This is a genomic window from Cohnella sp. GCM10027633, from assembly GCF_042675445.1.
GTDB lineage: Bacteria > Bacillota > Bacilli > Paenibacillales > Paenibacillaceae > Cohnella.
Genome location: NZ_JBHTGV010000004.1, coordinates 195,069 through 221,044, shown reverse-complemented (window position 1 = coordinate 221,044; position 25,976 = coordinate 195,069). Strand labels below are relative to the sequence as shown.

Sequence of the window (25,976 nt, the reverse complement as noted above, 5' to 3'; positions counted from 1 at the left end):
CCGGAGGCGGTGATGGGATTGGACAAGCAGAGAGTACTGGTCGTCGACGATTCCGCGGTCATGCGGCAGTTGATCTCCTCTTTGCTCGAGAGGGACGGCAGGTTCGCCGTCGTCGGTACGGCGGTCGACGGGCTGGAAGCGCTGCTGAAGGTAGATAGCCTGCGCCCCGATCTCGTGACGATGGACATCGAGATGCCCGGCATGGACGGTCTGACCTCGTTGCGCCATATGATGGACACGGATCCGATTCCCGTCATCGTGCTGAGCACTTATACGGACGAAGGTTCGGCGTTCGCGATCGAGGCGTTGGAGCTCGGAGCGGCGGATTTCTTCCATAAGGACGCTCTGTTCCAGCATCCGCGCAACCCGCAAGCGGAGGAAGAATTCCTGTTGCGGTGCCAAGCGGCGCTATGCAGCCGGCCGTTCCTGAGGAAGGAATCGGAAACCGCGCATAACGCGAAAATCATCAACGGGCTGCTCGAAATCATCGCGGGGATGCTGCAGCTGAAAATGCACGTCGAGGCCGCGTTCGCGCAATGGCGCAACGCGTTCGGATCGAAGGGATTATACTTGAGGCTTCGCGCCGACGGGGAGCGGTTCGTCGTCGCCGAAGGCGAGGGAGCGATGCTCCGAATGTTCGGTTGGCCGGAAGAGGCGGTCGCCGAGCTGGCGATCGAGGAAATGCTGCCCGGGGAAATCGCGCAAGAATGGACTTCTTATTGCGATCGGGCGTGGAGAGGGGAGACGTCCGTCAGCTTCAACGGAGAATGGCGGAGCTATTCGATCTTGACCGTATTCCGGCCGATCTTGTCGGAGGGCGTCGTGACGGAAGTGATCGCGCTCTCGATCGACACGACGGAGCAGAAGCGCCAGGAGACGCGCATCAGCGATCTGGCGAATCTCGACCTGCTGACGGGATTGCCGAACCGTCGCAACCTCGTGAAGCAATTGGAGCGGAAGACGCTGGAGACGAACCGGTTCGCTCTGTTGAACGTGCAGATCGAGCAGTTGAAGCTGGCGAACGAAACGCTCGGACAAGAGATCGGCGACCGGCTGCTGCAGTTGATCGCCAGAAGGCTGAAGAGCAGCGCGATCGGGGAAGTGGCGGTATTCCGCACCGGCGGCAACCAATTCGTCTGCCTGCTGCCGAACGCGGCGCGGGAGGCGGCCGCATCGTTCGCGGACAAGATCATGCATTGCGTCCGGCAGCCGATTCGCGTCGATCGGCACGAGGTTCATCTGTCTTCCAGCATCGGCGTCAGCTTGTACCCGGGAGATCACGACGTCGCCGAGCATCTGATCCGCTATGCCGATATCGCCAGGGTTTATGCCGAGAAGCAAGGCGGGGGCGTCCTCGAGTTCTATCACCCGCGTTACCAAGAGGAGATTCAGCGGCGAATGGCGATCGAGACTTACTTGCGAAGGGCGCTGGAGCGGGACGAGTTCGTGCTGCTCTACCAACCGGAGATGGATATCGCGAGCCACCGGATTATCGGCTTCGAATGCTTGATCCGATGGGATTGCCCGGAGTTGGGCCGCGTATCTCCGGCCGAGTTCATTCCGGTCGCCGAGGAGACGGGGCTGATCTACCGGATCGGGGAGTGGGTGTTAAGGGAAGCCTGCCGGCAAAATCGATGCTGGCAAGACGCCGGCTTGCCGAAGCTGTTCGTGGCGGTCAACTTGTCCTCCAGGCAGTTCTACGATCAGAAGCTGTCGGAGAAGGTCGGGGCGATTCTGCAGGATACCGGGCTTGCGCCGGAATGCTTGGAGCTTGAAATCACGGAGAGCATGACGATGAACATGGACAGCGCGACGCCGACGCTGCATGCGCTAAGAAGCTTAGGATTGACGGTCGCGGTCGACGACTTCGGGACCGGCTACAGCTCGCTCGCCTATCTGAAGAAGCTACCGATCGACAAGCTGAAGATCGACAGATCGTTCGTCTCGGAGATGACGTCGAGCGCCGTCGACGCCTCGATCGTGAATACGATCATCGCCCTATCGGAGGATCTGAACCTGTGCGTAACGGCGGAAGGCGTAGAATCGGAGGACGAGCTCCTTCTTCTACGCCAACTGGGATGCGATATCGCGCAAGGCTACTGGCTTAGCAAGCCGATAGAAGCGGTGCAGGTGCCGATCTTCTTGAACCAATTCAACGGACGATCAACCGCGTCAATAAACTGAATAGCTCGTCCGGGTCGAACGGCTTCGTAATATACGCGGTCATGCCGGCGCCGAGCACTTGCTCCTGCACGCCCTTCATCGCGTCCGCCGTCATCGCGACGATGGGCGCGCTTGACGCGTTCGGACAATCGAGCCTTCTTATGCGCCGAGTCGCGGCCACCCCGTCCATGACCGGCATATGCAGGTCCATGAGGATCGCATCGTATCGGTTCGCTTCCGCGAGCTTGACCGCTTCCTCGCCGTTCTCCGCGACGTCGACCTGGACGCCCATCTCCTTCAGGATCTCCTGGGCGACGAGCTGATTGATCTCGTTATCTTCCGCGAGCAGCACCCGCTTGCCGTGCAGGACGCCGAAGCGTTCCGTTCGCTCGGCGAGCAGGCTCGGCGTCTGTTGCGGATAGAACCGCCGCTTGAACAGTCCCACCAGTTCGTTATAGAGCTGGGAATGGCTGATCGGATAATGAAGCAGCTTCTCGATCGCCGGCGATTGAATGCCGGATAGGTAGCCGGATTCGTGGGTGGCGGTCATGAGTACGATGACCTGCACGGACGTCGAGGCTTCGGCCTTCAATCGCTCCGCGAGCTTGACGGCGTCCGCGTCCCGAAGCTTCCAGTCCACGATCGCGAGATCGAACTTGCGACAGCGGCGCAGCAGGTCCAGCGCGTCGTCTTCGGTCGTCGCCGCGTAGACGGTGCATAGGAAATGTTCGAGCTGGCTCTTGAGCACGAGCAGCATCTCCGGGTCGTCGCAGACGAGCAAGGCGCGCAGCTTCGGCAACGGGGAGCCGGCTTCGCTCGCGAGCAACGGACCCTTCGCGCGGCCGAAGCGCGCGGTGAAGACGAAGCGGCTGCCTTGGCCGGGAGCGCTCTCCACCTCGATCGATCCTCCCATGAGCGAGACGAGATTTTTGCTGATGACGAGACCGAGTCCCGTGCCTCCGTACTTGCGGGTCGTGGACATATCGGCTTGCGTGAATTCTTGGAACAACAGCGCTTGCTGTTCGGCCGACATGCCGATTCCGGTATCGCTTACGGAGAACGCCAGCGTGTAGCCGTCTTCGTCCGCGCCGGCGACGCTCACGTCGAACGAGATTTCGCCCGCATCGGTGAACTTGACCGCGTTGCCGGCCAGGTTAAGCAAAATTTGGTTCAGGCGGATCGGATCCCCGACGAGCATCTGCGGCACTTCGTGGTGAATGGCGTAATGCAGCTTCAGTCCTTTGTCGTACGCTTTGATGCTGATCAGATTGGACACTTGGCCCAGAACGTCGTACAAATCGAACTCGAGGCGCTCGATATCGACTTTGTTCGCTTCGATCTTGGAGAAGTCGAGCACGTCGTTGACGAGCGCGATCAAGCTGTGCGCGGACATGATCGTCCTGTCGACGTTCTTGCGCTGCTCCTCGTTGAGCTCGGATTGCTGCAGCAAGTAGCTCAGTCCCACGATGCCGTTGAGCGGCGTACGAATCTCGTGGCTCATATTGGCGAGGAAGGCGCTCTTGGCGCGGTTGGCGGATTCCGCGGCATCCTTCGCCACGGCCAGCTCCGTGTTGCTCCGTTCGAGCTCGGTCGTCCGTTCCGCGACGAGCTCCTCCAGATGTCCCCGATATCGCCGCAGAGACTCTTCCTGCATTCTGAGCTCCGTAATGTCGTGTCCGGTGCCGGTAACCTCGACGACGTTCCCGTTCTGGTCGAAGATCGGGGACAGCATTACGCGAAGCGTATACGGCTTGCCGTAAGTCGTGACGTGCGATGCCTCGAAGCCTTGCGATCGCTTCGTCTCGAGCACCTTGTCGAACGTCTCCTGCCAGATTCGGCGAACGTCCGAATCGATCATGAAATCGGACGCGTGCCGGCCGACGAGTTGTTCCTCGGGTATTCTGGCGATGGCCGTGAGGGTCCGGTTCGCTTGCGTGAACACGCCGTTCAGGTCGCAGCTGTAGATAATGTCCGGAGAGTTCTGCACGAGCGTGCGGTAGCGCTCGTCGCTGTCCTTCAGCTGCTTCGTCGTCTCTTGCCGCTTCAATTCGTAGGAGATGAGAGAATAATAGAGCGGCACGGCCACCGCGTGGAAGACGAGGAACGTAACGCCCATGGTCTCGAGGAAGAACGCTCGCGCGTCTCCCGGAGCGAGCATCGTCCAGGCGAGCGTCTGCGCTCCGGCGAACAGGCCGAGCAGCCAGCCGTACCGCTCCAGCCAATGTTCCTTGTTCATGCGCCAGCGATGAGCGACCAAGCTGACGAAGCCGGTCGTAACGATCGCGCATAACGGGAACACAATCTCTCCGCCGAGATATACGCGATAAGCGGCGATGACCGACGTCGAGATGAACGCTCCGGTCGGTCCTCCGAAGATGCCGGCGAGCAGGATGGCGATGAGTCTCGCGTCGGAGCGGACGCCATGCTCGGCATTGATCGGCATCTGCATGACGAGCAGGCCGATCAACGCGAAGCAGAGCCCGTAGATAATGGCTTGCGCGCGCGGCGAGAGGCTCGTCAAGAACGGATACAGCCATCTAAGCAAGAAGACGAAGGTTACCATTATGGCGCTGTACTGGGCGAAATAGACTAAGATGCTCACGGGACCCCTCCATCGGCGACAATATCTGACATGTTAAATTCAGAATACTATCCGGATCGATCGCGGAGCAAGACATTTTCATACAGCAAACTGATTATTTATACAGTTCGACGAACGCAAAAAAGCGGCGATGCCGGGAGGAACCCCGGCACCGCCGCTTCTTGCGTTAAAGTTGATTACTTCGCCGCGTCGTAGATCGCGCCGACCGCGTTCCAGTCGACGACGTTCCAGAACGCCGCGATGTAGTCGGGACGTTTGTTCTGGTACTTCAGGTAGTACGCATGCTCCCATACGTCCAGGCCGAGCAAAGGCGTGTCGCCTTCCATGATCGGGCTGTCTTGGTTCGGGAGGCTGTATACTTTGAGGTTGCCGTCTTTGCTCAGCGCGAGCCAAGCCCAGCCGGAGCCGAAGCGCGTAGCGCCCGCGGCCGCGAACGTTTCCTTGAACTTGTCGAAGCCGCCCAGTTCCGCGTCGATCGCCGCCGCCAGAGCGCCGGACGGTTGTCCGCCGCCGCTTGGGCTGATCGTCTTCCAGAACAGGGAGTGGTTCGCGTGGCCGCCGCCGTTGTTGCGAACAGCGGTGCGGATCGCTTCCGGAACGCTATTCAGATCGGCGATGAGGTCCTCAACGCTCTTGCTCTCCAATTCGGGAGCGGATTTAAGCGCGTTGTTGAGGTTCGTCACGTATGCGTTGTGGTGACGACCGTGGTGGATTTCCATCGTCGCGGTGTCGATGTTCGGTTCGAGCGCGTCGTGCGCGTACGGAAGTGCCGGCAATTCATGAGCCATTGAGTATTACCTCCTCATAATAATTGTTCTAATGTAGCTGACGAACCTTATTATCCCTTATTTCAAAGAGTAAATCAACTTGTAAGTTTGTTAAGTCGAGCGTCTTCGAACGGACGATCATGCGCCGTTCCGAACGGTTCGATCGGCTTCCGAAAGGGCCATAACGGAAATAGCATCTCCGTCTTTCGACCGCGTATTCATCAGAATTTCGGCGTTGTGCCAGGATATGGAGGAATGAAGCGTTTACATCTAATTTTCGTAAGTTTCTACAAAAAAATTTAATGTTTTTTTAACAAAAGTGAAGGAATTATCGCGAATTTGTCGTAAAATTAAAAAGCGTAAACCGAACGTAAATCTTTTGTGCCTGAGGAGATTGTGCATCATGCGGATTCGTTCTTTCCAATTGTCGGACTACCGGTCCGTTGCGGAGCTACTAGAGGAAGTGTTGTCTGAGGAATGCTGCGAAGAGACGATGGGCGCTTTCGCCAGGCAACTCTCGTGGGACAGCGAGCTCATACTCGTTGCCGAGTCGGATGGAGAGATCGCGGGCGTTCTGATCGGGACGATCGACAAGCAGAAAGCTTACGTCTATCGGATCGCGGTCTATGAGCAATACCGCGGCCAAGGCGTAGGACGGGATTTGGTGACGAGCATGGGCAATCGGTTCCGCCAACGCAAGGTGCAGAAGATGCTGATCGCGGTGGACGAGCATAACGAGCTCCTTCGTCCGTTCTACGAGTCGCTAGGCGTCGGATCGTCGGATTTCGCGCATCTGAAGCAGCCTCTCGCGATCGTGGCAGGGTAATTCGGACGTCAGTCGCATGTTCATTGATAGCATATCTTTCGGGCCGTTGCTTTTGGCCGAGAGATATGCTTTTCTTATAGTAACGCGGGCTGGACGAGAGGGGCATAAGGGGGCACAACGCTTATGGACGCGGCGCGAATTCCGTACGAACGGTACGTGATCAAGAGCTTCAAGCACGACGGCTCCCTGCATCGCGTCTGGCAGGAGAATTGGCAGATTCCGCGCGGGCTGCTTCACCCCGCGCATGCCGACGGATCCGTGTGGGCGTATCTCAACGACCAGACGACTATCGTAGAGAGAGACGGCAAGACGTGGGTTAGCCGTACGCCCGCCGTGTCGTTCTTCCTGCCGAACGAATGGTTCAACGTCGTCGCGCTCCTCGAAGACAAGGGTATTCGATATTATTGCAATCTGGCTTCGCCGCCTTATCGATACGGAGACGTGTTGACGTATATCGATTACGATCTGGATATCGTGCTGCTCCCCGACGGTTCCATGCACGAGCTGGACAGGGAAGAATTCGCGCGGCACAAGGCGGAATACAAGTATAGCGAGACGATTCAATCGCGGATCGAGACCGGCGTTCGCAAGCTTAAGCAAGCGATGAGAGGCCAGTCGTCGTTGTTCGGCGACGAACACGCGTACCGATATTACGAGCAATGGAAGAACCGGACGAACCCGGAAGGAGACGACGCGCAGCCATGAGCGATACGAAGCAAGAACCGCGGGCATTGAGCTCGAGAGCGAGAGTCAAGGATGCGAAGGGCGCGTTCCTGGTCGGCTGGAAAAAAGAACTGTGGGACTGGTCCAAGGCGCTGATCGTCGCGTTCGTCATCGTGCTGCTGCTGAAGGCTTACGTGTTCCAGCTCTCCACGGTCAAGCACCAATCGATGCAGCCGACGCTCTTCGAGAACGAATGGCTGTTCATTAATAAGATCGCCTACGAATTCGGCGATCCGAAGAGAGGCGACGTCGTTATTCTGAAAGACCCGAGCGAAGGCGTCGACCGCAAGGAGCATCTCGTGAAGCGGATCGTGGCCATCCCGGGGGATACGTTGGAGATTCGCAACGGCCAGCTGTACTTGAACGGCGAGATGAAGGTCGAGTCCTACACCGACGTCAAGATCGAAGACGGCGATTACGGGCCGGTGACCGTATCGGCCGGCCATTATTTCGTGCTGGGAGACAACCGGCACTTGAACGGCAGCAAAGACAGCCGTACGTTCAACGAAGTTCCGCGGAAGCTGATCGAGGGGCGCGGCGATCTGATTCTGTGGCCGATCAGCAGGTGGACGAAGCTGTGAATTGGCAGGCATTCAAGGAAGAGTTGCTCGCGGCGGCGCCCTCGCTCGGCATCGACAAGCTCGGGGTGACGACGGCGGACCCGTTCTTGGAGCTGAAGCAGCGATTGATCGCTCATCGCGAGCAAGGCTTCGAATCGGGTTTCGAGGAGCCGGATCTGGACAAGCGGACAGAGCCGGCTTTGCTATTGCCCGGGGCGAGGAGCATCGTCTCGATCGCCGTCGCTTATCCTTCCAAGCTGAAGGACGCGCCCGTATCCGAGCCTGGCGCGCGCAGGGGCATCTTGTCCCGCTCGGCTTGGGGCGAAGATTATCACGCGGCGTTGAGGCGCCGAATGGAGCGGCTCGCGGCGTGGATTACCGAACGGGTGCCGGACGCGAGGCTGCTCTCGATGGTCGATACGGGCGCGTTGTCCGATCGGGCCGTCGCCGAACGGGCGGGCGTAGGATGGAGCGGGAAGAACAGCATGATCATGTCGCGGGAGCTCGGTTCGTGGATCTATCTCGGCGAGATGATCACGAACTTGCCGCTGCCGCCGGATCGGCCGATCGAAGACGGCTGCGGAGACTGCACGATCTGCATCGACGCCTGTCCGACGGGCGCGCTCGTCGGGCCGGGCCAGCTGAACGCCCAGCGCTGCATCTCATACGTAACCCAGACGAAAGGAATCGTCTCGGATGAGTTGATGCTGAAGATCGGCAACCGGCTCTACGGATGCGACACGTGCCAGATCGTCTGCCCGGTGAACCGCGGCATCGACAAGCGGCTGCACGAAGAGCTGTTGCCCGACCCGGAAGTCGCGAAGCCTCTGCTCGTGCCGATTCTGAAGATGGGCAACCGCGAGTTCAAGATGAAGTTCGGGAGCAGCGCCGCCGCGTGGAGGGGCAGGAAGCCGATCCAGCGCAACGCGCTGATCGGACTCGGCAACTTCAAGGACAAGGCGTCCGTGCCGGACGTCGCGCGGGTGCTGGAGGACGATCCGCGCCCGGAGCTCCGGGCGACCGCGGCTTGGGCGCTCGGACGGATCGGCGGCGAAGAAGCGGTACGCGGCTTGTCGGAAGCCAGACTCAAGGAGGCGGATCCCGAGGTGCTGGCCGCGATCGATCGCGCGCTGGCGGCGAAGGCGTAGCGTGGTTCTGCTAACGAGTATCAACATCATACGCATGGGACGGGGAGCGAGCGATTATGAAATTCGTCGACATCGAACAAGTAGAGCAGGGACAAATGCTGGGCAGAACGATATTTTCCTCGAACGGCACGGTGCTGTTGTCCGCGGGCGTCCAACTCACGGTATATATGATCAGTACGTTGAAGCGGCTCGGGGTTACGGTCGTCTATATCGACGATCCGAAGTTCCGCGATATCAAGCATGACGAGGTGCTATCGGACGAGACGAAGCGCGTCGTCGTCGCTCAGATGTCGGAGACGTTCGAGGCGCTGCGCTCCGGCAAGCCGTTCAATACGAAGGCGATCAGCCAGACGGTCGATCAGCTGCTGGACGACGTCATGCGCAATCAGACGATGCTCGTACAGCTCGCCGACATTCGTACGGCCGATAACAAGATGTTCCTTCACGCGATGAACGTCTGCATGATGTCGTCGCTGCTCGGCCTGAATATGGGACTTAACATGCTGCAATTGAAAGAGCTCGCGATCGGCGCGCTCTTGCACGATATCGGCAAGCTTAACGCTCCGGAAGTCCAGGAGGGCCGCACGCATCACGCGTGGAGGGGCTTCGAGCTGCTCAAGATGAAGCGGGAGTACAGCCTGCTGACCGCGCACGTCGCCTTCCAGCATCACGAGCATGTGGACGGTACGGGGGTGCCGCGCAAGCTGTCCGGGGAAGAGATTCATCTGTACGCCAAGATCGCGGCCGTCGCGAACCGTTACGACAACCTGATCTTCGGGACGGACGAGGAACCGCCGCACCAGCCGCACGTCGCCTGCGAGCGCCTCAACGCTTTGTCGGGCACGGAGCTCGACCACGAGGTAATCGTCCAATTCATGCGCATCGTGTCCGTCTATCCGAACGGCGTATCGGTCAGGCTCTCCAACAGGCAGACGGGCGTCGTCGTCGGCCAGCATCGCGGCTTGCCGGGCAGGCCGATCGTGCGCGTCATCGATAAGGACGGGGACGTCGCCGTGGGCGCGCAAGAGATCGATCTCGCGCAGAAGACGACTCTGTTCATAGAGGAAGTATTGTCGTAGGGCGGCGGCGGATGCCGTTTGCGCCTTCGCGTTAGGCCATGCTATCATAGATCGACGGTAACAATTCGAACATGTCGGAGGGGTATTCTTATGTGGGCTTGGTTAATTCCGATCCTGACGTTGATCGTCGGTCTGATCGTAGGTTTCATTATCGGCGTATTCTATCTGCGCTCGCAGATGACGAAGATGCAGAACAATCCCGAGATGCTGCAGAAGATGGCGAAGCAAATGGGATACAATATGAACAGCCAACAATTGAAGCAAGCGCAGCAAATGATGAAGAACCAAGGTTCCGGCGGCGGCGCTCCTAAACCGCCGAGCCCGGGCAACAACAGAAATAATCCGAAATTCCGCAGATAATCGCTGCAAGGGGGAGTCGTCGTGGCGGGAGCCAAAGATTACGTCAATTCGCAGGTCGGCCGCAACCGCGAGCAGATCGAGTTCCATGTACGCGAGATTCTGAAGCTCGTCGGCGAGAACGTGGAACGGGAAGGCTTGCTCGAGACGCCCGCTCGCGTGACCCGAATGTACGAGGAGATATTCGCGGGATACGAGGTAGATCCCCGGGACGTCCTCGGAGTGACCTTCGACGAGCGGCACGAAGAGCTCGTCATCGTCAAGGATATCGTCTATTACAGCCAATGCGAGCACCATATGGCGCCTTTCTTCGGCAAGGCGCACATCGGTTATATCCCGAGCGGCAAGATCGCCGGCCTGAGCAAGCTGGCGCGCCTGGTCGAGGCCGTATCGCGGCGCCTTCAGGTACAGGAACGAATCACGTCGCAGATCGCGGACATGCTCGACGAGGTGCTGCAACCGCACGGCGTCATGGTCGTCGTCGAAGGCGAGCATCTGTGCATGTGCTCGCGCGGCGTCAAGAAGCCGGGCAGCAAGACGGTGACGTCTGCTGTCAGGGGCCAGTTCCGCCAGAGCTCGGCGCTGCGCGCGGAGTTCCTGGGATTGATCAAGGAATAAGGAAGCTAGAACGAACCGCCGGAGCGATACGCTCCGGCGGTTTTTGCGTTCGCGCCGTCGTTCGCGGTCGTTCCGGTTGTTCCCGATCGTCGCGCATCTCGGCTCCGGACAAATGACCATAAGAAGTAAGCCAAATTGACACTCACTCCGCGCGGGGTTCTCTATTATGATTAGGAAAGTGCAGCTTACTATCGACCATCCATTGGAGGAATTGATTTTATGTCTAAGGCTAGCAAGCTCCGCCTCGGCTTGATCGGCGCGGGCAACATCGGCAACGTGCATTTGCAGGAATTCGGCAAGCTGACGGACACATGCGAGTTCGTCGCGATCACGGACGTCTACTTGCCGCTCGCGGAGCAAAGAGCGCAGCAATACGGCATTCCCGTCGTCGCTCCTTCCCCGGAAGCGCTCATCCTCCGCGACGACGTGGACGCGGTAATCGTAGCCGTGCCGAACTCCGCGCACGCGCCTCTGACGATCATGGCGCTTGAGCACGGCAAGCACGTGCTCGTCGAGAAGCCGATGGGTCTCGACTCCGAAGCGGCGAAGGAAATCGTCCGCGCCCAGAAGCGCACGGGCAAGACCGTCATGGTCGCGCACCAGATGCGTTGGGAGCCGCAGTCGTTGCAAATCAAGCAACAAGTCGACCGCGGCGAGCTGGGCAACATCTATACGGCCAAAACCGGCTGGTACCGTCGCAAAGGCATCCCGGGCTGGGGCACGTGGTTCACGCAGCACGCCCAATCCGGCGGCGGCCCGCTGATCGATATCGGCGTTCATATGCTCGACCTCGCGTTCTTCCTGATGGGCGAGCCGAAGCCCGTATCCGTATACGGCTCTACGTACGCGGAGTTCGGCCCTCGCAAGAAAGGCATCGGAAGCTGGGGCAAGCCGGATTGGAACGGCATCTACGACGTCGAAGACTTGGCGACGGCCATCATCAAGATGGAAGACGGCAGCTCCCTGACGCTTGAAGTGAGCTGGGCGGTTCACATGGACACGGACAGCGCGCCGTTCCTGCACCTCATGGGCTCCGACGGCGGCGCCGTATTGCGCGGCAGCTCCGGCAAGTTCTTGACCGAGCGCTTCGACCAGACGGTCGAAGTCGATCTGGCGACGCCGGCCGACGACGAAGGCGCCCGCGTTCGACTGAGCCGCCACTTCCTCGAGTGCGTCCGCGAAGGCAAGACGCCTTGGACGTCCGCGGAGACGGGACTGCGCAGCAACCTGATCATCGACGCGATCTACGAGTCCTCCCGCACCGGCGGCGAAGTGAAGCTGGACTGGAGCCTGTAAGCTAGGCGCGAAATAACCGAAGGGCTCTCCCGGTCGCCATGCGCGATTCCGGGAGAGCCCTTATTGCGTTGCCGTTCGTTCACCAAGGCGTCCATTGCAGCTTCGCCGCTTCGTGGTACCTTTGCGCGACGTACGGCCAATTCACGACGTTCCACCAATCTTTGACGTAGGCGGCGCGTTCGTTCTGATGCTTCAAGTAATAGGCATGCTCCCAGACGTCCAGCGGCAGCAGAGGCACGACGTCCCATTGGGACAGGTTCTGGTGCTTCTCCGCCGTCAGAATCTCCAAGCGATGGCTCCGGGGACTCCAGACGAGAATCGCCCATCCGCCGCCTTCGACTTTGTTCGCGGCTTCGGAGAACTGCTTCTTGAACGCGTCGTAGCTGCCGAAGCTCCGTTCGATTTCCTGCAGAAGCGCTCCGACGGGCTTGCCCCCGCCTCTCGGCGACATTGATTCCCAGAAGATCGTATGCAAGTAATGACCGGCGCCGTTGAACGCCAGCTCTCGCTCCCAATGCTTAACCAGATCGAAATCGCCCGTCTTCCTTGCTTCCGAGAGCTTCGTCTCCGCTTTGTTCAAGCCGTCCACGTAGCTCTGATGGTGCTTGACGTGATGGATGCGCATCGTCTTCTCGTCTATCCACGGTTCGAGCGCTTTATAGGAGTAGGGCAAGGGGGGAAGCTTATGGCCGCCGATCGGTACGGCGCCTACGGGCAATACGCTTCCGCTCATATCGCCCATGGCGGCGCCTTGATCGGGACGCATCGGCGAATCCGCGGGCTCGGGCCCGCCGCCGTAGTCGTCGGAAGCGTCGTCGGACGACTCGTCGTACAAGGGCAACCGGAGCGGAGCGGCGCTCTCAGGCAGCGCCCTGATTGCCTCGCTATGCTCCCGCAGCAACCGCAGATGCTGCGCGAACGCTTGGGATTGATGCAGCGCGTCCTGTACGAGCTGCGGAATCCGCAATCTTATCCGGTCGGCTTCGTCCGCTTGCTCTTCGGAAGCCCTTACGTCTTGTCTGGCGCGTTGCAGCAGCTCCCGCGTGCGAGCGAAGGCCTGCTCCCATTCGCGCAGCAGACGAGCGTACGGCGCCTCGAGCTCGGGGATGAGCTCGCGCACCGCAGCCGCGTGCTCCCGTTCGCGCTGTTTGCCCCCGATCAGGCCTTGCAATATCCGATCGCCGTAAGTCGGCAACATGAAATAAACCCCCTCCATGCACGGTGAGTAAGGCGTTCTTCTTACCCAACGTATGCGCAAAGGAGGGGAGTTATGCTCGATTATGAGGCGGCTTGAGAGACGTAGGCCGCTTGAACGGCAACCGTTGCGTCGACTTCGCTCAGGAACGCGGTCGTGCGCGCGATATACTCATCCGGATGCGTTCGGAAGATCATCTCGTGAATCGCGCCCGGAACGATCCACAGTCCCGACTTCGCGTTCGTCTGCGCTTCCGCGATATTTTCGGCCAAGTAGGTCGGCGCCTTGTCGTCCGCGGTTCCGTGAATGAGCAGAATCGGAATGCCGTAGTCCGTCGTCTGCACTCGCTCGGAAGGAATATCGGACAGCGATACGCCGCTCATGAACGGGAAAAACCAACGCAGTATCGAGACGGAAGGATCTTTAGGAATGTTGATCTGTTGTCGCAAATTATAATAGAGCGTGTCGTCGTCCGGCAGGAACGTGCTGTCGAGAATCATCGCGTCGACGGGAGCGTCCCGGAGGGCGGCTTGCAGCGCCGTCCCGGCTCCCATCGAGAAGCCCCATACGATGAGCTCGTCGCTGCCTTGCGATCGGGCATATTGGATGGCGCCGAGCAGTTGCCCGGATTCTATTAAACCGCCGGTAGCTGGCGTCGGATGAGATTGGCTGGCGAAGCCGTAATCGAACATGAGGACGTTGTAGCTTCGTTCGTGCAGCAGAGAGGCGAGATCGTACATCGGAACCCACGATTCTTCCCGGTTCGTGCCGTAGCCATGGCTGAGCACGACCGTCTTGCGGCTGTCCGCGGCGGGAATCCACCAGCCGTCCACGGGCGTTGCGCCGTCGACGCTCGGGAACGTCACCTCCGCGTAATCCAGCTGGATGGCCAGCATCGGATTCGAGACGAGAGCGGCGACGGGCGGATGCGCGAGCCGGTACGCGACGTAGCCGTGCGCGCCAATGACGAGCGCGAACAGCAGGACGATCGCGCTTACCGAGACGTTGAAGGCGATGCGCCAGGCGCGGTGGTTGGTTGTCGGGTCGGACGAGGCGACCGGAGACGGAAGCGTCCCGGAGCCGCCGAGAGGAAGTGGCGTCGACAAAGTTGTCATGATGGATCGCCTCTCTTTGCATGCGCTAGCGAATCGTAGTACTTTCATCGTAGATCGCAGGTTTCAGAGCGTCAATGCGGCTAGGACACTTGTTAAATAGGCGTAATCAAATTGTAATAAAGCGCTTCCAACATTTACGCGGCTTCCGGATTGCGTTATACTAGGCGTAACAGGGTTTCATGCAATGAAACGAATCGAAGGGTGAGATCGTTCGAGCCCGACGTAGATTCTATTTATCAAGGAGGTACGAACGGGATGGAGGAGGACAAAAAGACGGTCAGAGCCGTCGAGCGGGCGCTCGACGTGCTGCTCTGCTTCGCGGCGGGCAACGAGTGGGGACTGACGGAGATCGCCGGCCGGGTCGGCCTTCACAAGAGTACCGTGTTCCGTCTGCTGGCGACGCTGGAAGCGAAAGGCTTCGTGAAGCGCGTCGAAGCGACGGACAAATACAGGCTCGGGCTGAGCGTATTGGAGCTGTCCGCGCATTTGTCGCGGTCGGACGATCCTTCGGTCGTGCTGCTGCCGGAGATGGAGCGATTGCGCGACGAGCTGAGCGAGACGGTCAGCCTGTACGTGAGAGACCGCTCGGAGCGCGTGCGAATCCAGGCCGTGCAGAGCACGCAGGCGATTCGCCGCGTCGCGACGGTCGGCTCGAGGCTTCCGCTGTCGGTCGGCGCATCGAGCAAAGTGCTGCTCGCCTTCGCGGAGCCCGGCGTGCGCAGTCTCGTCATGTCCGACCCGTCCTGGCCGGCGGGGCTTCACCGGCAGTCGTTCGCGCAGCAGCTGGACGACATCGTCTCGAGCGGCTACGCGACGAGCTTCGAGGAGCGCGAGCCCGGCGCGGCCGCCGTGTCCGCGCCGATCTGGAGCCGCTCCGGCAAGCTCGTCGGGGCGCTGTCGGTATCCGGACCGTCGAACCGGCTGACGCCCGACAAGATGCACGAGCACGCCCCGGCGATAATGGAGGCGGCGCGGCGGATGGGCGGGCTGTTGGGGTAATTAGGATAAGCGCAACAAAAAAATCGGAGCCGAGTGGCCCCGATTTTTTTGTTGTCGCTGAAGCGGTACGAGACACCGTTACAGAGAGTAACTTCGCATATTCGTCGCTGCAGCGGTACGAGGCACCGTTACAGGTAACAACTTCGCGTATTCGTCGTTGCAGCGGTGCCAGACACTGTTACAGGCAGCAACTTCGCGTAATCGTCGCTGCAGCGGTGCCAGACACCGTTACAGAAGGCAACTTCGCGTGTTCGTCGCTGCAGCGGTGCCAGACACCGTTACAGGTAGCAACTTCACGTAATCGTCGCTGCAGCGGTGCCAGACACCGTTACAGTTAGCAACTTCGCGTGTTCGTCGCTGCAGCGGTGCCAGACACCGTTACAGGTAACAACTTCGCGTATTCGTAGCTGCAGCGTTACCAAGTAGCGCTATTTTGCATCAGGCGTCGGATTGTCTTGCAGCTCCTTCAGGAACTTGACCGCGTCGGCGAGCGTCGCGACCTTCACGAGCTTGGGCGACAGATTAAGATCCTTCACCGTCTCCTCGGCGAGCTTCCAGTTCGAGTAGTCTCCCGAGTACGGCACGAGGAAGTAATCTGCGTCTTCGCGGTCCGCGGCCATTAGCTTGTAGTTGATGCCGCCGATCTGGCCGACTTTGCCGTCCGCGGCGATCGTCCCGGTGCCGGCGACTTGGTAGCCGCGGGTCAAGTCCTCGTCGGTTAGTTGGGAGATGATCTCCAGCGTCATCATCAAGCCGGCGGATGGACCGCCGATATCGTTGAAGTCGAACTTGACCGGGTCCGGAGGCGTCACCTTGAGCACCATGTCGCGCTGGAAGCCGATGCCCGTGCGCCCGTCGTCAAGCTTCATGAGCGGGATCGTCGCTTCGAACGTCTTCTCGCCGCGCTTGCCGGAAGCCTTCACCGAATCGCCGGGCTTCAAGTCGGAGATATGCTCGTAGAACTTCTCGAACGTGAGCGTCTCCTCGCCGTCGAGATGCGTAATGATGTCGCCTTCCTGAAGGCCGCTCTCGCGCGCCTTGGAGCCGGGAAGCAAGCTGACGACGATGACGCCCTGCTCCTCGACGCCGATCTCCTTGTCCATCGTCTTATAGGCGGCTAGCATGGCGTTGTTCTCGGAGCTGTCGCGCATCCACGCGAGCAGGTTCCGGTACGCTTCCAGGTTCGTGCGTCCGCCCGTGGCCTTCTGCTCGGATTGAATGTCCAGCTTCGGATCCAGCTTGGCGTACAGCAAAGAGAACAAGTTCGGCTTCGAACGGGACGATACGGTCGTGAACAGGAACTCGCCTTTCTGCTCGAGCTTGTGCCCGGTCTCGACGCGCGAATGGATCGGCTCGGCGGAGCCGGGACCGGAGATGACGTAAGGCCAAGATTTGAAATAAGCAAACGCGTATACCGCGAGCAGGAAGAAGACGAGCAGCAGCTTCCATGAGCGGCGGAACGAGAAATTCGGTCTCGATGTCAAGGCGAGTCACTCCCAAGTTGAACGAATCGATGCAAGAGGTCGGTTTCATTATAACCGATATGAGCGGATTTTTCGAAAATGCCGCCGACGCGCAATAAAGCCCTTCCCGCATCCATATCGGACGAGGGAAGGGCTTCTTGAACGAGGGTAAGCTTACGCTTGGCCCGCGAGCATTTGACGCAATACCGTCTGCAGAATGCCGCTGTTGCGGTAGTAGTCGACGTCGACGAGGGAATCGAGACGAACGATCGCAGGGAACTCGAACGTCGTGCCGTCTTCGCGCGTAGCCGTTACCGTGATCGTCTGGCCCGGTTGTACGTCGTTGGACAGTCCCGCGAACGAGAACGTCTCGCGACCGGTAATGCCAAGCACTTGCCACGATTGGCCCGGTTGGAACTGCAGCGGCAGAACGCCCATGCCGACGAGGTTCGCGCGGTGAATGCGCTCGAAGCTTTCGGCGATGACCGCTTTGACGCCGAGCAGGAACGTGCCTTTAGCCGCCCAGTCGCGGGAGCTTCCGGTGCCGTACTCTTTGCCGGCGATAACGACGAGGTTCGTGCCGGACTTCTGGTACTTCATCGACGCGTCGTAGATGGACATCACTTCGTCCTTCGGCAAGTACGTCGTTACGCCGCCTTCGGTGCCCGGGGCCACTTGGTTGCGGATCCGGATGTTGGCGAACGTGCCGCGCATCATCACTTCGTGATGGCCGCGGCGGGAGCCGTACGAGTTGAAGTCTTCCTTCTTCACGCCGTGATCGAGCAAGTACTTGCCGCCCGGGCTGTCGGCTTTGATGTTGCCTGCCGGAGAGATATGGTCGGTCGTTACGGAATCGCCCATGAGCGCCAGAACGCGCGCGCCCTTGATGTCTCCGATGTCGCCCGGCGTCGGACCGAGGTTCGTGAAGAACGGCGGGTTCGCGATGTAAGTCGACTTGTCGTCCCACTCGTACAGCTCGCCCTTTGGTACCGGAATCTCGTTCCACTGCTCGTTCTGCGTGAACACGTTCTCGTATTTCGCGCGGAACATCTCCGGCGTGAGCGAAGCGCCGACGGCTTGTTGAATCTCTTCGTTCGTCGGCCAGATATCCTTCAAATATACCGGTTGATTGTCGTTGTCGTAGCCAATCGGATCGACGGACAGATCGATGTTAACGGTGCCCGCGAGCGCGTAAGCGACGACGAGCGGCGGAGATGCCAGATAGTTCGCCTTCACTTGCGCGTGAACGCGGCCTTCGAAGTTCCGGTTACCGGAAATGACGGCGGCAACCGTCATGTCGTTCTCGGCGATCGCGATGCTGACTTCGTCCGGCAGCGGACCGGAGTTGCCGATACACGTCGCGCAGCCGTATCCGGCTACGTAGAAGCCGATCTTCTCGAGGTAAGGCAACAAGCCGGCTTTCACCAAGTAGTCGGTAACGACGAGCGAGCCCGGCGTCAGCGAGCTTTTGACGTAGCCCGGTTTTTTCAAGCCGCGTTCGACGGCTTTCTTCGCGACGAGACCCGCGCCCACCATTACGCTCGGGTTCGAAGTGTTCGTGCAGCTCGTGATGGCCGCGATGACGACGGCGCCCGTCTGCAGCGTGCTCGCCGATCCGTTCGGATGCTTGACGGAAGCGGATTGCGCGATTTTGTCGTCGGACAGGCCGAAGCCGCCTTTGTCGATCGGCGTGCGGATGCTGTCGTTGAAGTTCTTCTTCATGTTCGTCAGCTCTACGCGGTCTTGCGGGCGCTTAGGACCGGCAAGGCTCGGTACGATCGTCGACAAGTCGAGCTCGAGAATGTCGGAGAACACCGGATCAGGCGTCGCGTCCGTGCGGAACATGTCTTGCGCTTTGTAGTAGTCGGCGACGAGCTCGATTTGAGCTTCTTCGCGACCCGTCAGGCGCATGTAGTTGAGCGCTTCTTCGTCGATCGGGAAGAAGCCGATCGTCGCGCCGTATTCCGGAGCCATGTTGGCGACCGTCGCGCGGTCCGCCAGGCTGATGTTGGACAAGCCGGGGCCGAAGAACTCGACGAACTTGCCTACGACGCCTTTTTTGCGGAGCATTTGGGTTACGGTCAGCGCGAGGTCGGTCGCCGTAGCGCCTTCCGCGAGCTTGCCGGTCAGCTTGAAGCCGATAACTTCAGGCATGACGAAGTAGAGCGGTTGGCCGAGCATGCACGCCTCGGCTTCGATGCCTCCGACGCCCCAGCCTACGACGCCGAGTCCGTTGATCATCGTCGTATGGGAGTCCGTGCCGACGAGCGAATCCGGATACACTTCGGTTACGCCGTTCTTCGTTTTCGTTGCGGCGACGGATGCCAGGTACTCCAGGTTGACTTGGTGAACGATACCCGTTCCCGGAGGAACCGCGCGGAAGTTATCGAACGCCGTTTGCGCCCAGCGAAGGAAGCGGTAGCGCTCGTTGTTCCGTTCGAACTCGATATCCGTGTTCGTCTTAAGCGCGTCCGGCGTGCCGAACGCGTCGACCATGACGGAGTGGTCGATGACGAGGTCGACCGGCACGAGCGGGTTGATCCGGTTCGGATCGCCGCCGGCTTGCTTGACGGTTTCGCGCATCGCAGCGAGATCGACGACGACCGGTACGCCGGTGAAGTCCTGCAGGACGATACGCGCGGGGATAAGCGGAATTTCTTTGTCTTCGCGGCCGTTCGCCCAGTTCGCCAATTGCTTGACGTGCTCCTGGGTGATGCCCCGGCCGTCGAATTGACGGATTGCGGCTTCCAGCAATACTTTGATCGAGAACGGGAGTTTGGAGACAGGGCCTACGCCTTGTTCCTCCAACGCTTGCAGACGATAGTAGCGGTAAGAGTTACCCGACGACTGAAGGTCTGATTCGACTTGATAAGGCAATTTGGACAATTCAACGCGCCTCCTAGCTTTGTTTCATACAGTGAAACACGATTTCATTATAATGCTACAAGATCAAGTATACTCTGTTGCGCATATTCCGTAAAGACGTAACGGGCCTATTCCATTAGAATACCGCATGCGGGGGCGAATTCATCCGAGGGGAACGAAGGCATCGGACGGGCGAAGCCGGGCATAAAATGTACGGACGGCTCCATGTCTTCATCGGGGAGGGATCGCTGTGCCCAATCAAGCGTCTAGAGCGGGGGAATGGAAGGACGCGTTGTTCCGATACGTGAGCGCGATGAACGAAGCGGCATTAAGCAAAGATTCGGGCGTGCTGAAGCAGATCGCCGACGTCGGGCAGCGCGATCGGCTCGCCAAGCGGATGCGGGTGGCGATGCTGCGGGAGAAAAAGTCCGGCATTAAGCCCGTTCATAGCGAAATGCGAACGCGTATCGAACGCCAACGCGCCAATTCGGGGGAAGCGGTCGTCGAGATCGCCTTGCATTCGGTTCGCTCGTTCGAACAGCGCGGCAGTCCGTGGCAAGAGGAGCGCATCGACCGGGAACGCGTCAAATTCGTTCGCGTCGGCTCGAGCTGGCGCCTCGATTCGGTGCAGCCGCTCGCGACGGAGGCGAATCCGGAGCAGGGCGTCTCCGTCGATCCGGAACCCCGGCACGCGGAAGGAAGCTTAGGAAGCTTCGTTAGCTTCGAGGACGACAGACGGCCGACGATTCCTTCGCTTCCTTATCTGAATCCGAACGCGCTGCACGGCTTCAAGTCCAGGTTGTACGTCGGAGCCGTCGCGGGAAGCGAAACGGGCTACGACCGGAATATGCGCGACGCCCCGTATCGCCGGGAGGCCGCCGTCGCCTACGCGGAGAGATGGTGGAACGAGCCGAACGCGTCCTACGAGGATTTTGCCGTGAATTGCACGAACTACGTGTCCCAGTGCATCTTTGCAGGGGGCATTCCGATGGACTATACTGGGAGAAGAGAATCGGGCTGGTGGTACAAGGGGCGCCAGAACAACGTCGAGCAGTGGAGCTACAGCTGGGCGGTATCGAACGCGCTGCAGGGATATTTGTCGCAGCCGCGCGCCTACGGCCTGAAGGCCGAAGCCGTCGATCGGCCGGAGCTGCTCCGGTTAGGGGACGTGATCTGTTACGACTGGGACGGCAATGGCCGGTATCAGCACACGACGATCGTGACGGCATTCACGCCGGAAGGCATGCCGCTCGTCAACGCGAACACGGTGAGCAGCCGCCACCGTTACTGGGACTATCGCGACTCGTATGCCTGGACGGACAGAACCCAGTACCGCTTCTTCCATATTTACGAATGACTTATATTCCGGAGGTCCTCATGGGGAACAAAATTCGCGTCGGTCTCGTGTACGGCGGACGTTCGGGCGAACACGAAGTTTCGCTGCAGACCGCGCTGGCGGTATCGAAGGCGTTCGATTACGACAAATACGAACTCATTCCTTTCTATATTACCGCGAAGGGACAATGGCGATCGGGTGCCGCGTTGGCGGCTCCGCCGTCCGCGGTTGCCGAATTGCAATTCTCGGCGGCGGGCGTCGCCGGCGACGATACGGGCGCGGCCGGTGATCTCGCCGGCGCCGGCAACGCGCTGCTGCCTGTGCTTCAGGGTATTACCGAGAGCGCGGTTGCGGTTGGTGCGAAGGCCGAATCCGGCGCGGCGATCGACGTCATGTTGCCGCTGCTGCACGGCACCTTCGGTGAAGACGGCACGATCCAAGGGCTGTTCGAGATGGCGGGACTGCCTTACGTCGGCGCGGGCGTGCTCGCCTCGTCCGTCGGCATGGACAAGGTGGCGATGAAGACGATGTTCGCGGCGGCGGGGTTGCCGCAAGTCGGCTACCGTCACTTCATTAAGCATGCTTGGATCAAAGATCGCGATCGCGTGCTTGCGAACGTCGAGGAGCTCGGCTATCCGTGCTTCGTCAAGCCGGCGAACCTGGGCTCGAGCGTCGGCGTATCCAAGGCGCGCAACCGCGAGGAGCTCGTAGGCGCGGTCGAAGAGGCGCTGCGGTACGACCGCAAGATCATCGTCGAAGAGTTCTGCGACGCGCGGGAGATCGAGGTCAGCGTGCTCGGCAACGACGAGCCTCGCGCTTCGGTGCCGGGCGAGATCTGCAGCTCGAACGAGTTCTACGATTACAAGGCGAAATACATCGACGGCAAGTCGGTCATGGTCATCCCGGCGGAGATCTCTCCTGAGACGGCGCAGGCGGTTCGCGAGATGGCGATTCGCGCTTTCCGGGCGATCGACAACTCCGGATTGTGCCGCGCGGACTTCTTCCTGCGCCGCGGGGACAACGCGCTGTTCATCAACGAGGTGAACACGATGCCGGGATTCACGCCGTTCAGCATGTACCCGCTCATGTGGAAGGAAACCGGCGTCTCTTACCGGGAGCTGTTGGACGAATTGATCCGGCTGGCGATCGAGCGCCATGCGGAGCGGCAGTCGCTGGAGTACGGCGGCGGGGAATGATTACGGGATGGGCGGCGCTTCGGCGCCGCTTTTTTTGCGTTCGCTGGCTCGCCGCGAAGGGCGCGCCAGGCCGCAATAGCGGAACGAGGTTCCGCTATCTCGCCGCGAAGGGCACGCCAGGCCGCAATAGCGGAACGAGGTTCCGCTATCTCGCCGCCAAGGGCGCGCCAGGCCGCAATAGCGGAACGAGGTTCCGCTATCTCGCCGCGAAGAGCGCGCCAGGCCGCAATAGCGGAACGAGGTTCCGCTATCTCGCCGCCAAGGGCGCGCCAGGCCGCAATAGCGGAACGAGGTTCCGCTATCTCGCCGCGAAGGGCGCGCCAGGCCGCAATAGCGGAACGAGGTTCCGCTATCTTGACCCCGGCTCCGGCCTCATCACGCTAGCGCACGAGCCGATAGCTTCGTACACGCGATACGCCGGAGGCGGACTCGAGAATGCCCTTAGCCACCATGCCATGGAGCAAATCGCGAGCGAACCGGTCGCTCTTCCCGAGACATGCGCACGCATCCGCCGTTTCGATCGGAATAATCGACCGAGTCGCCAACCTATAGATCTCCCTTTCGTACACGTTCAACCCGTTCAACCGCATGCTGTCCTCTCCGTACCAGCTCTCGAGCATTTTGCGAAGCGTGCGCTGACAGTAGCCGGGATCCTCCTTCAGCTTGTCGATCGAGAAACGAAGGATGTGCCAGTCCGACAGTACGATCGCGTTCTGACGCTCCAATCCGCGTGAGAACGAATCGCGATCCGCGTCCCGGGCGTGAATGCCGAAGCTGTCGGATTCCAAACAGGTGGGTTTAGGCAAGCGCGCATATCCAAGATCCATATAATAGTAATTCCCCTCATCGTCCACGAACTCGAACTCCGGCACTAGATGGTCGAAGTTCCCGAATGTCGGCCACCACCCCGTCTGTAGCAACAGTTTTTCGCCGTAACCATGTCCTTTCGTCAGTCTTCGTAACCGTTCACCGCTGGCCGCCGCGCGATGCTTGTTCAACCAAGCTTCGTAAGCCGACTCGAATTTACTCACCGCTATTTCCCTCCCATGGATAAAAAAATAACCGCCCAACCCCCATGCAAGGGGGAGGACGGTGTGCTTCACGCGCTTAGATCCATTATACGGGTAGATGACGACCGACGGCAACGGCAATGTGCAATCGCCGCGTTCGGCGGGTTATAATGAACGCAACAAGAACGAGGGGGTTAAGAACCATGGGATTCCAGACCGAATTCAATTCCGTGTGCAAATTCAAGTCCGACGGCGAGCTGTACGAACTGCTCGAATACGGCCGCGGCAAAATGGTGAAGAAGCATTATCGCATTTTCCCGACCGGGCAGAAGGTGATCGCTTACGCTCCGGACAATACGGCCGTCGCCATCGTGCGCATTCTGGCGTCGATCGCGGAGAGGAACTTCCAAGGCGAGGAAGTGACCCAAGTAGAGATGGAGCTCGTGCGCCGGTTGACGGAGGAAGAATCGCGCGTGCAGACGGCGCTCGCTTACGAAATGTTTTTCGGCGATCAGGAGCAAACTTAGTACGATACCCGACTAAGTCTGGAGGAATCGCCGCACCATGATCGTTAGATTCGGATTCGTCGCGATGTCGGTCCAGTTGGAAGACGCGTCGCCTTCGCGCACGATGACCATGGCGACGTTCTCCAAGCTCGCCGACCGCGAAGCGGGCTTACGCAGGCTGGAAGGCATCGCGCAGGCGAACTTGCACAACACGCTAAGGCTGCTGAAGCATTGCCGCTACATGGACGTGAAGCTGTACCGCATAACTTCGAAGATCATCCCGCTCTCCACCCATGCCGACCTAAGCGACTGGGATCCGTACCCCGCGCTCGCGCAAGGGTTCGCGGACGTCGGCGCGTTCGCGAGGGAGCATGGCATACGGCTTTCTTTTCATCCCGATCATTACACGGTTCTCAGCACGCCGCGAGAGGAAGTGTACCGCAACTCGGTCAGAGAGCTCGATTACCACGTGCGGATGCTGGAGGCGATGGGGCTCGACGAACGGGCGACCTGCAACATCCACGTCGGCGGAAGCTACGGGGACAAGCCGACTTCCGGCAGGCGGTTCGTCGATCAGTTCAACCTCATGGAGGAGCGGCTCAGGCATCGGATCACGCTGGAGAACGACGACAAAACGTTCACCGCCCTCGAGACGTTGCGCATAAGCGAGGAGGTCGGCGTTCCGATGGTGCTCGATATCCATCATCATGCGGTCAATCCGGGTGAGGAACAAGCCGAGGCGCTATGGCCGGACATTCTGCGAACGTGGGAGAAGTTCGGCTGGAACGGGCGAAGCGGCATCGCGATGGGCGATCCGCGCTGGCTGCCGCCGAAGCTGCACGTGTCGAGTCCGAAGAGTGAGTCGGACCCGCGCGGGCACGCGGATTATGTGGATCCGCAGCCTTTGCTGCGGTTCCTGTACGGGATCGCTGGCTCGACCGCGGCGGTTGACGTCATGATCGAAGCGAAGCGCAAGGACGAATCTCTCGTTAAGCTGATGGAGGATTTGCGCGGGCTCGAGGCATCGGGCGAACCGATCCGCGTCATCGACGGCGCGAGCGTCGAGGTGTCGGGTTAAGCGTTTTCATAAAATGACGGGCAACAGTTGCAATCCCCCGGGAAATGCGTTACGTTGGAAAATGCAGGAGCGTTCTGCCAGTTCGAAGGCAGGGCAGCGGATCGCGGCATGTCGCCGGCGAACGCTTCTGATTCTCGGCGAGGGGGATTGTTGGCGAATGAGCGGATTGCTGCAAGGAAAGAACATCGTAGTCATGGGAGTCGCGAACGAAAGAAGCATTGCCTGGGCGATCGCCCAATCGCTCGCGTCGCAAGGCGCGAGATTGATCTTTACATACGAGAGCGAGCGGGTCGAGGAACGCGTGAAGAAGCTCGCGGATACGATTCCGGACTCGCTGACGTTGCTGTGCAACGTCGCGGTAGACGAAGACATCGAGGGCTTGGCCCACCGGCTGAAGGAAGAAGTCGGCGTCGTTCACGGACTCGCGCATTGCATCGCGTTCGCGAAGGCCGAGGAGCTGGACGGCATGTACGTCGATACGTCCCGCGCCGGATTCGCGCTCGCGCACGACATCAGCGTCTACTCGCTGACGGCGGTCGCCCAGCGGCTGCATCCGCTCATGACGGAAGGCGGCAGCATCGTCACCTTGACGTACCTCGGCGCGCAGCGCTCGCTGAAGAACTACAACGTCATGGGCGTCGCCAAAGCCGGTCTCGAAGCATCGGTGCGCTATCTGGCGAACGATCTCGGCCCGAATCAAATCCGCGTCAACGCGATTTCCGCCGGACCGATCCGGACGCTCGCGGCCAAAGGAATCGCGGGCTTCAACTCGATTCTGAAGCAAGTCGAGGAGAAGGCGCCGCTGCGCCGCAACACGGAGGCAGCCGAAGTCGGCGACACCGCCCTGTTCTTGATGAGCAACTGGGCCCGCGGCATTACGGGCGAAGTGTTGTACGTGGACAACGGCTACAATACGGTGGGGATTTAATTCATTTTGCTATATCGTACGGAAGCCGCCTAGCGAATAGGCGGCTTCTTCGCGTCAATAACCGAAATGGACGTCTATAATGGCAAGTGCGCGCCGAGGTGGTTTATACTATACGAATCAAGGGCAATCGAACGTAGGAGTGCATG

22 protein-coding genes are annotated in these 25,976 nt (G+C 59.9%); 15 read left to right on the top strand and 7 right to left on the bottom strand.

Annotated elements, in window-relative coordinates:
• Window positions 1-18: 18 nt before the first annotated feature.
• Window positions 19-2,184 (top strand): EAL domain-containing protein, encoded by a 2,166-nt coding sequence (locus tag ACFQZG_RS12480; RefSeq protein ID WP_378152899.1) that lies wholly within the window; start codon window positions 19-21, stop codon window positions 2,182-2,184.
• On the opposite strand, the gene ACFQZG_RS12475 is transcribed toward ACFQZG_RS12480, so the two are convergent.
• Window positions 2,153-4,765, bottom strand: a complete 2,613-nt coding sequence (locus ACFQZG_RS12475) for a hybrid sensor histidine kinase/response regulator (protein WP_378152898.1) — start codon at window positions 4,763-4,765, stop codon at window positions 2,153-2,155. The two genes, ACFQZG_RS12480 and ACFQZG_RS12475, sit on opposite strands and share 32 nt — an antisense overlap.
• Before the next feature lie 176 nt (window positions 4,766-4,941).
• Window positions 4,942-5,553 (bottom strand): superoxide dismutase, encoded by a 612-nt coding sequence (locus tag ACFQZG_RS12470; protein ID WP_378152896.1) that lies wholly within the window; start codon window positions 5,551-5,553, stop codon window positions 4,942-4,944.
• Window positions 5,554-5,935: 382 nt separating this feature from the next.
• On the opposite strand from ACFQZG_RS12470, the gene ACFQZG_RS12465 reads away from it, so the two are divergent.
• From ACFQZG_RS12465 to ACFQZG_RS12430, 8 genes are all read left to right on the top strand, one after another.
• Window positions 5,936-6,358, top strand: a complete 423-nt coding sequence (locus tag ACFQZG_RS12465) for a GNAT family N-acetyltransferase (protein ID WP_378152894.1) — start codon at window positions 5,936-5,938, stop codon at window positions 6,356-6,358.
• A 123-nt stretch (window positions 6,359-6,481) separates the two neighbouring features.
• Window positions 6,482-7,063, top strand: coding sequence for a DUF402 domain-containing protein (locus tag ACFQZG_RS12460; RefSeq protein ID WP_378152892.1), 582 nt, complete (start codon window positions 6,482-6,484; stop codon window positions 7,061-7,063).
• On the top strand, window positions 7,060-7,662 hold the full coding sequence (gene lepB, locus ACFQZG_RS12455) for a signal peptidase I (RefSeq protein WP_378152890.1): 603 nt from the start codon (window positions 7,060-7,062) through the stop codon (window positions 7,660-7,662). Before ACFQZG_RS12460 ends, lepB begins: the two co-directional genes overlap by 4 nt.
• Window positions 7,659-8,789, top strand: coding sequence for a tRNA epoxyqueuosine(34) reductase QueG (gene queG / locus ACFQZG_RS12450; RefSeq protein WP_378152888.1), 1,131 nt, complete (start codon window positions 7,659-7,661; stop codon window positions 8,787-8,789). The genes lepB and queG overlap by 4 nt, the downstream gene beginning before the upstream one ends.
• Window positions 8,790-8,845: 56 nt before the next feature.
• Window positions 8,846-9,868, top strand: coding sequence for an HD-GYP domain-containing protein (locus ACFQZG_RS12445; protein WP_378152886.1), 1,023 nt, complete (start codon window positions 8,846-8,848; stop codon window positions 9,866-9,868).
• Between the two features lie 90 nt (window positions 9,869-9,958).
• Window positions 9,959-10,228: a YneF family protein gene (locus tag ACFQZG_RS12440; protein WP_378152884.1), complete on the top strand. Its 270-nt coding sequence runs from the start codon at window positions 9,959-9,961 to the stop codon at window positions 10,226-10,228.
• 21 nt (window positions 10,229-10,249) lie between these two features.
• Window positions 10,250-10,843 (top strand): GTP cyclohydrolase I FolE, encoded by a 594-nt coding sequence (folE, locus tag ACFQZG_RS12435; protein ID WP_378152882.1) that lies wholly within the window; start codon window positions 10,250-10,252, stop codon window positions 10,841-10,843.
• A gap of 219 nt (window positions 10,844-11,062) precedes the next feature.
• The gene (locus ACFQZG_RS12430) at window positions 11,063-12,139 is read left to right on the top strand and encodes a Gfo/Idh/MocA family protein (RefSeq protein ID WP_378152880.1); all 1,077 of its coding nucleotides are present in this window, start codon (window positions 11,063-11,065) and stop codon (window positions 12,137-12,139) included.
• A gap of 79 nt (window positions 12,140-12,218) precedes the next feature.
• Here ACFQZG_RS12430 and ACFQZG_RS12425 read toward each other — a convergent pair whose 3' ends face one another.
• Both ACFQZG_RS12425 and ACFQZG_RS12420 read right to left on the bottom strand, forming a co-directional pair.
• On the bottom strand, window positions 12,219-13,337 hold the full coding sequence (locus tag ACFQZG_RS12425; RefSeq protein WP_378152878.1) for a superoxide dismutase: 1,119 nt from the start codon (window positions 13,335-13,337) through the stop codon (window positions 12,219-12,221).
• Window positions 13,338-13,417: 80 nt separating this feature from the next.
• Window positions 13,418-14,449: an alpha/beta hydrolase gene (locus tag ACFQZG_RS12420; protein WP_378152876.1), complete on the bottom strand. Its 1,032-nt coding sequence runs from the start codon at window positions 14,447-14,449 to the stop codon at window positions 13,418-13,420.
• A 255-nt stretch (window positions 14,450-14,704) separates the two neighbouring features.
• Here ACFQZG_RS12420 and ACFQZG_RS12415 point away from each other — a divergent pair, with 255 nt between their 5' ends.
• Window positions 14,705-15,448 (top strand): IclR family transcriptional regulator, encoded by a 744-nt coding sequence (locus tag ACFQZG_RS12415; protein ID WP_378152874.1) that lies wholly within the window; start codon window positions 14,705-14,707, stop codon window positions 15,446-15,448.
• 428 nt (window positions 15,449-15,876) lie between these two features.
• Here the strand turns inward: ACFQZG_RS12415 and ACFQZG_RS12410 are convergent, their stop codons facing one another.
• A complete protein-coding gene (locus ACFQZG_RS12410; protein ID WP_378152872.1) occupies window positions 15,877-16,932 on the bottom strand; it encodes a YlbL family protein in 1,056 nt (351 codons plus the stop codon).
• A gap of 153 nt (window positions 16,933-17,085) precedes the next feature.
• On the bottom strand, window positions 17,086-19,797 hold the full coding sequence (gene acnA, locus ACFQZG_RS12405; protein WP_378152870.1) for an aconitate hydratase AcnA: 2,712 nt from the start codon (window positions 19,795-19,797) through the stop codon (window positions 17,086-17,088).
• Between the two features lie 229 nt (window positions 19,798-20,026).
• On the opposite strand from acnA, the gene ACFQZG_RS12400 reads away from it, so the two are divergent.
• Window positions 20,027-21,133, top strand: coding sequence for an amidase domain-containing protein (locus ACFQZG_RS12400; RefSeq protein ID WP_378152868.1), 1,107 nt, complete (start codon window positions 20,027-20,029; stop codon window positions 21,131-21,133).
• 20 nt (window positions 21,134-21,153) lie between these two features.
• A complete protein-coding gene (locus tag ACFQZG_RS12395) occupies window positions 21,154-22,308 on the top strand; it encodes a D-alanine--D-alanine ligase (RefSeq protein WP_378152866.1) in 1,155 nt (384 codons plus the stop codon).
• Window positions 22,309-22,688: 380 nt separating this feature from the next.
• Here the strand turns inward: ACFQZG_RS12395 and ACFQZG_RS12390 are convergent, their stop codons facing one another.
• Window positions 22,689-23,339 (bottom strand): DNA-binding response regulator, encoded by a 651-nt coding sequence (locus tag ACFQZG_RS12390; protein WP_378152864.1) that lies wholly within the window; start codon window positions 23,337-23,339, stop codon window positions 22,689-22,691.
• Window positions 23,340-23,521: 182 nt separating this feature from the next.
• Between ACFQZG_RS12390 and ACFQZG_RS12385 the strand changes: the two genes are divergently transcribed.
• From ACFQZG_RS12385 to fabI, 3 genes are all read left to right on the top strand, one after another.
• The gene (locus ACFQZG_RS12385) at window positions 23,522-23,845 is read left to right on the top strand and encodes a hypothetical protein (protein ID WP_378152862.1); all 324 of its coding nucleotides are present in this window, start codon (window positions 23,522-23,524) and stop codon (window positions 23,843-23,845) included.
• 37 nt (window positions 23,846-23,882) lie between these two features.
• Window positions 23,883-24,902 (top strand): UV DNA damage repair endonuclease UvsE, encoded by a 1,020-nt coding sequence (gene uvsE, locus ACFQZG_RS12380; RefSeq protein ID WP_378152860.1) that lies wholly within the window; start codon window positions 23,883-23,885, stop codon window positions 24,900-24,902.
• A 157-nt stretch (window positions 24,903-25,059) separates the two neighbouring features.
• On the top strand, window positions 25,060-25,830 hold the full coding sequence (gene fabI / locus ACFQZG_RS12375) for an enoyl-ACP reductase FabI (protein WP_378152858.1): 771 nt from the start codon (window positions 25,060-25,062) through the stop codon (window positions 25,828-25,830).
• Window positions 25,831-25,976: the final 146 nt, after the last annotated feature.

What these genes read in the sequence shown, in the direction of transcription:
- ACFQZG_RS12470 (WP_378152896.1), bottom strand. Translation starts at nt 5,553, where the DNA reads ATGGCTCATGAATTGCCGGCACTTCCGTACGCGCACGACGCGCTCGAA.
- ACFQZG_RS12465 (WP_378152894.1), top strand. Translation starts at nt 5,936, where the DNA reads ATGCGGATTCGTTCTTTCCAATTGTCGGACTACCGGTCCGTTGCGGAG.
- ACFQZG_RS12460 (WP_378152892.1), top strand. Translation starts at nt 6,482, where the DNA reads ATGGACGCGGCGCGAATTCCGTACGAACGGTACGTGATCAAGAGCTTC.
- lepB (WP_378152890.1), top strand. Translation starts at nt 7,060, where the DNA reads ATGAGCGATACGAAGCAAGAACCGCGGGCATTGAGCTCGAGAGCGAGA.
- ACFQZG_RS12445 (WP_378152886.1), top strand. Translation starts at nt 8,846, where the DNA reads ATGAAATTCGTCGACATCGAACAAGTAGAGCAGGGACAAATGCTGGGC.
- ACFQZG_RS12440 (WP_378152884.1), top strand. Translation starts at nt 9,959, where the DNA reads ATGTGGGCTTGGTTAATTCCGATCCTGACGTTGATCGTCGGTCTGATC.
- ACFQZG_RS12430 (WP_378152880.1), top strand. Translation starts at nt 11,063, where the DNA reads ATGTCTAAGGCTAGCAAGCTCCGCCTCGGCTTGATCGGCGCGGGCAAC.
- ACFQZG_RS12425 (WP_378152878.1), bottom strand. Translation starts at nt 13,337, where the DNA reads ATGTTGCCGACTTACGGCGATCGGATATTGCAAGGCCTGATCGGGGGC.
- ACFQZG_RS12420 (WP_378152876.1), bottom strand. Translation starts at nt 14,449, where the DNA reads ATGACAACTTTGTCGACGCCACTTCCTCTCGGCGGCTCCGGGACGCTT.
- ACFQZG_RS12415 (WP_378152874.1), top strand. Translation starts at nt 14,705, where the DNA reads ATGGAGGAGGACAAAAAGACGGTCAGAGCCGTCGAGCGGGCGCTCGAC.
- ACFQZG_RS12395 (WP_378152866.1), top strand. Translation starts at nt 21,154, where the DNA reads ATGGGGAACAAAATTCGCGTCGGTCTCGTGTACGGCGGACGTTCGGGC.
- ACFQZG_RS12385 (WP_378152862.1), top strand. Translation starts at nt 23,522, where the DNA reads ATGGGATTCCAGACCGAATTCAATTCCGTGTGCAAATTCAAGTCCGAC.
- uvsE (WP_378152860.1), top strand. Translation starts at nt 23,883, where the DNA reads ATGATCGTTAGATTCGGATTCGTCGCGATGTCGGTCCAGTTGGAAGAC.
- fabI (WP_378152858.1), top strand. Translation starts at nt 25,060, where the DNA reads ATGAGCGGATTGCTGCAAGGAAAGAACATCGTAGTCATGGGAGTCGCG.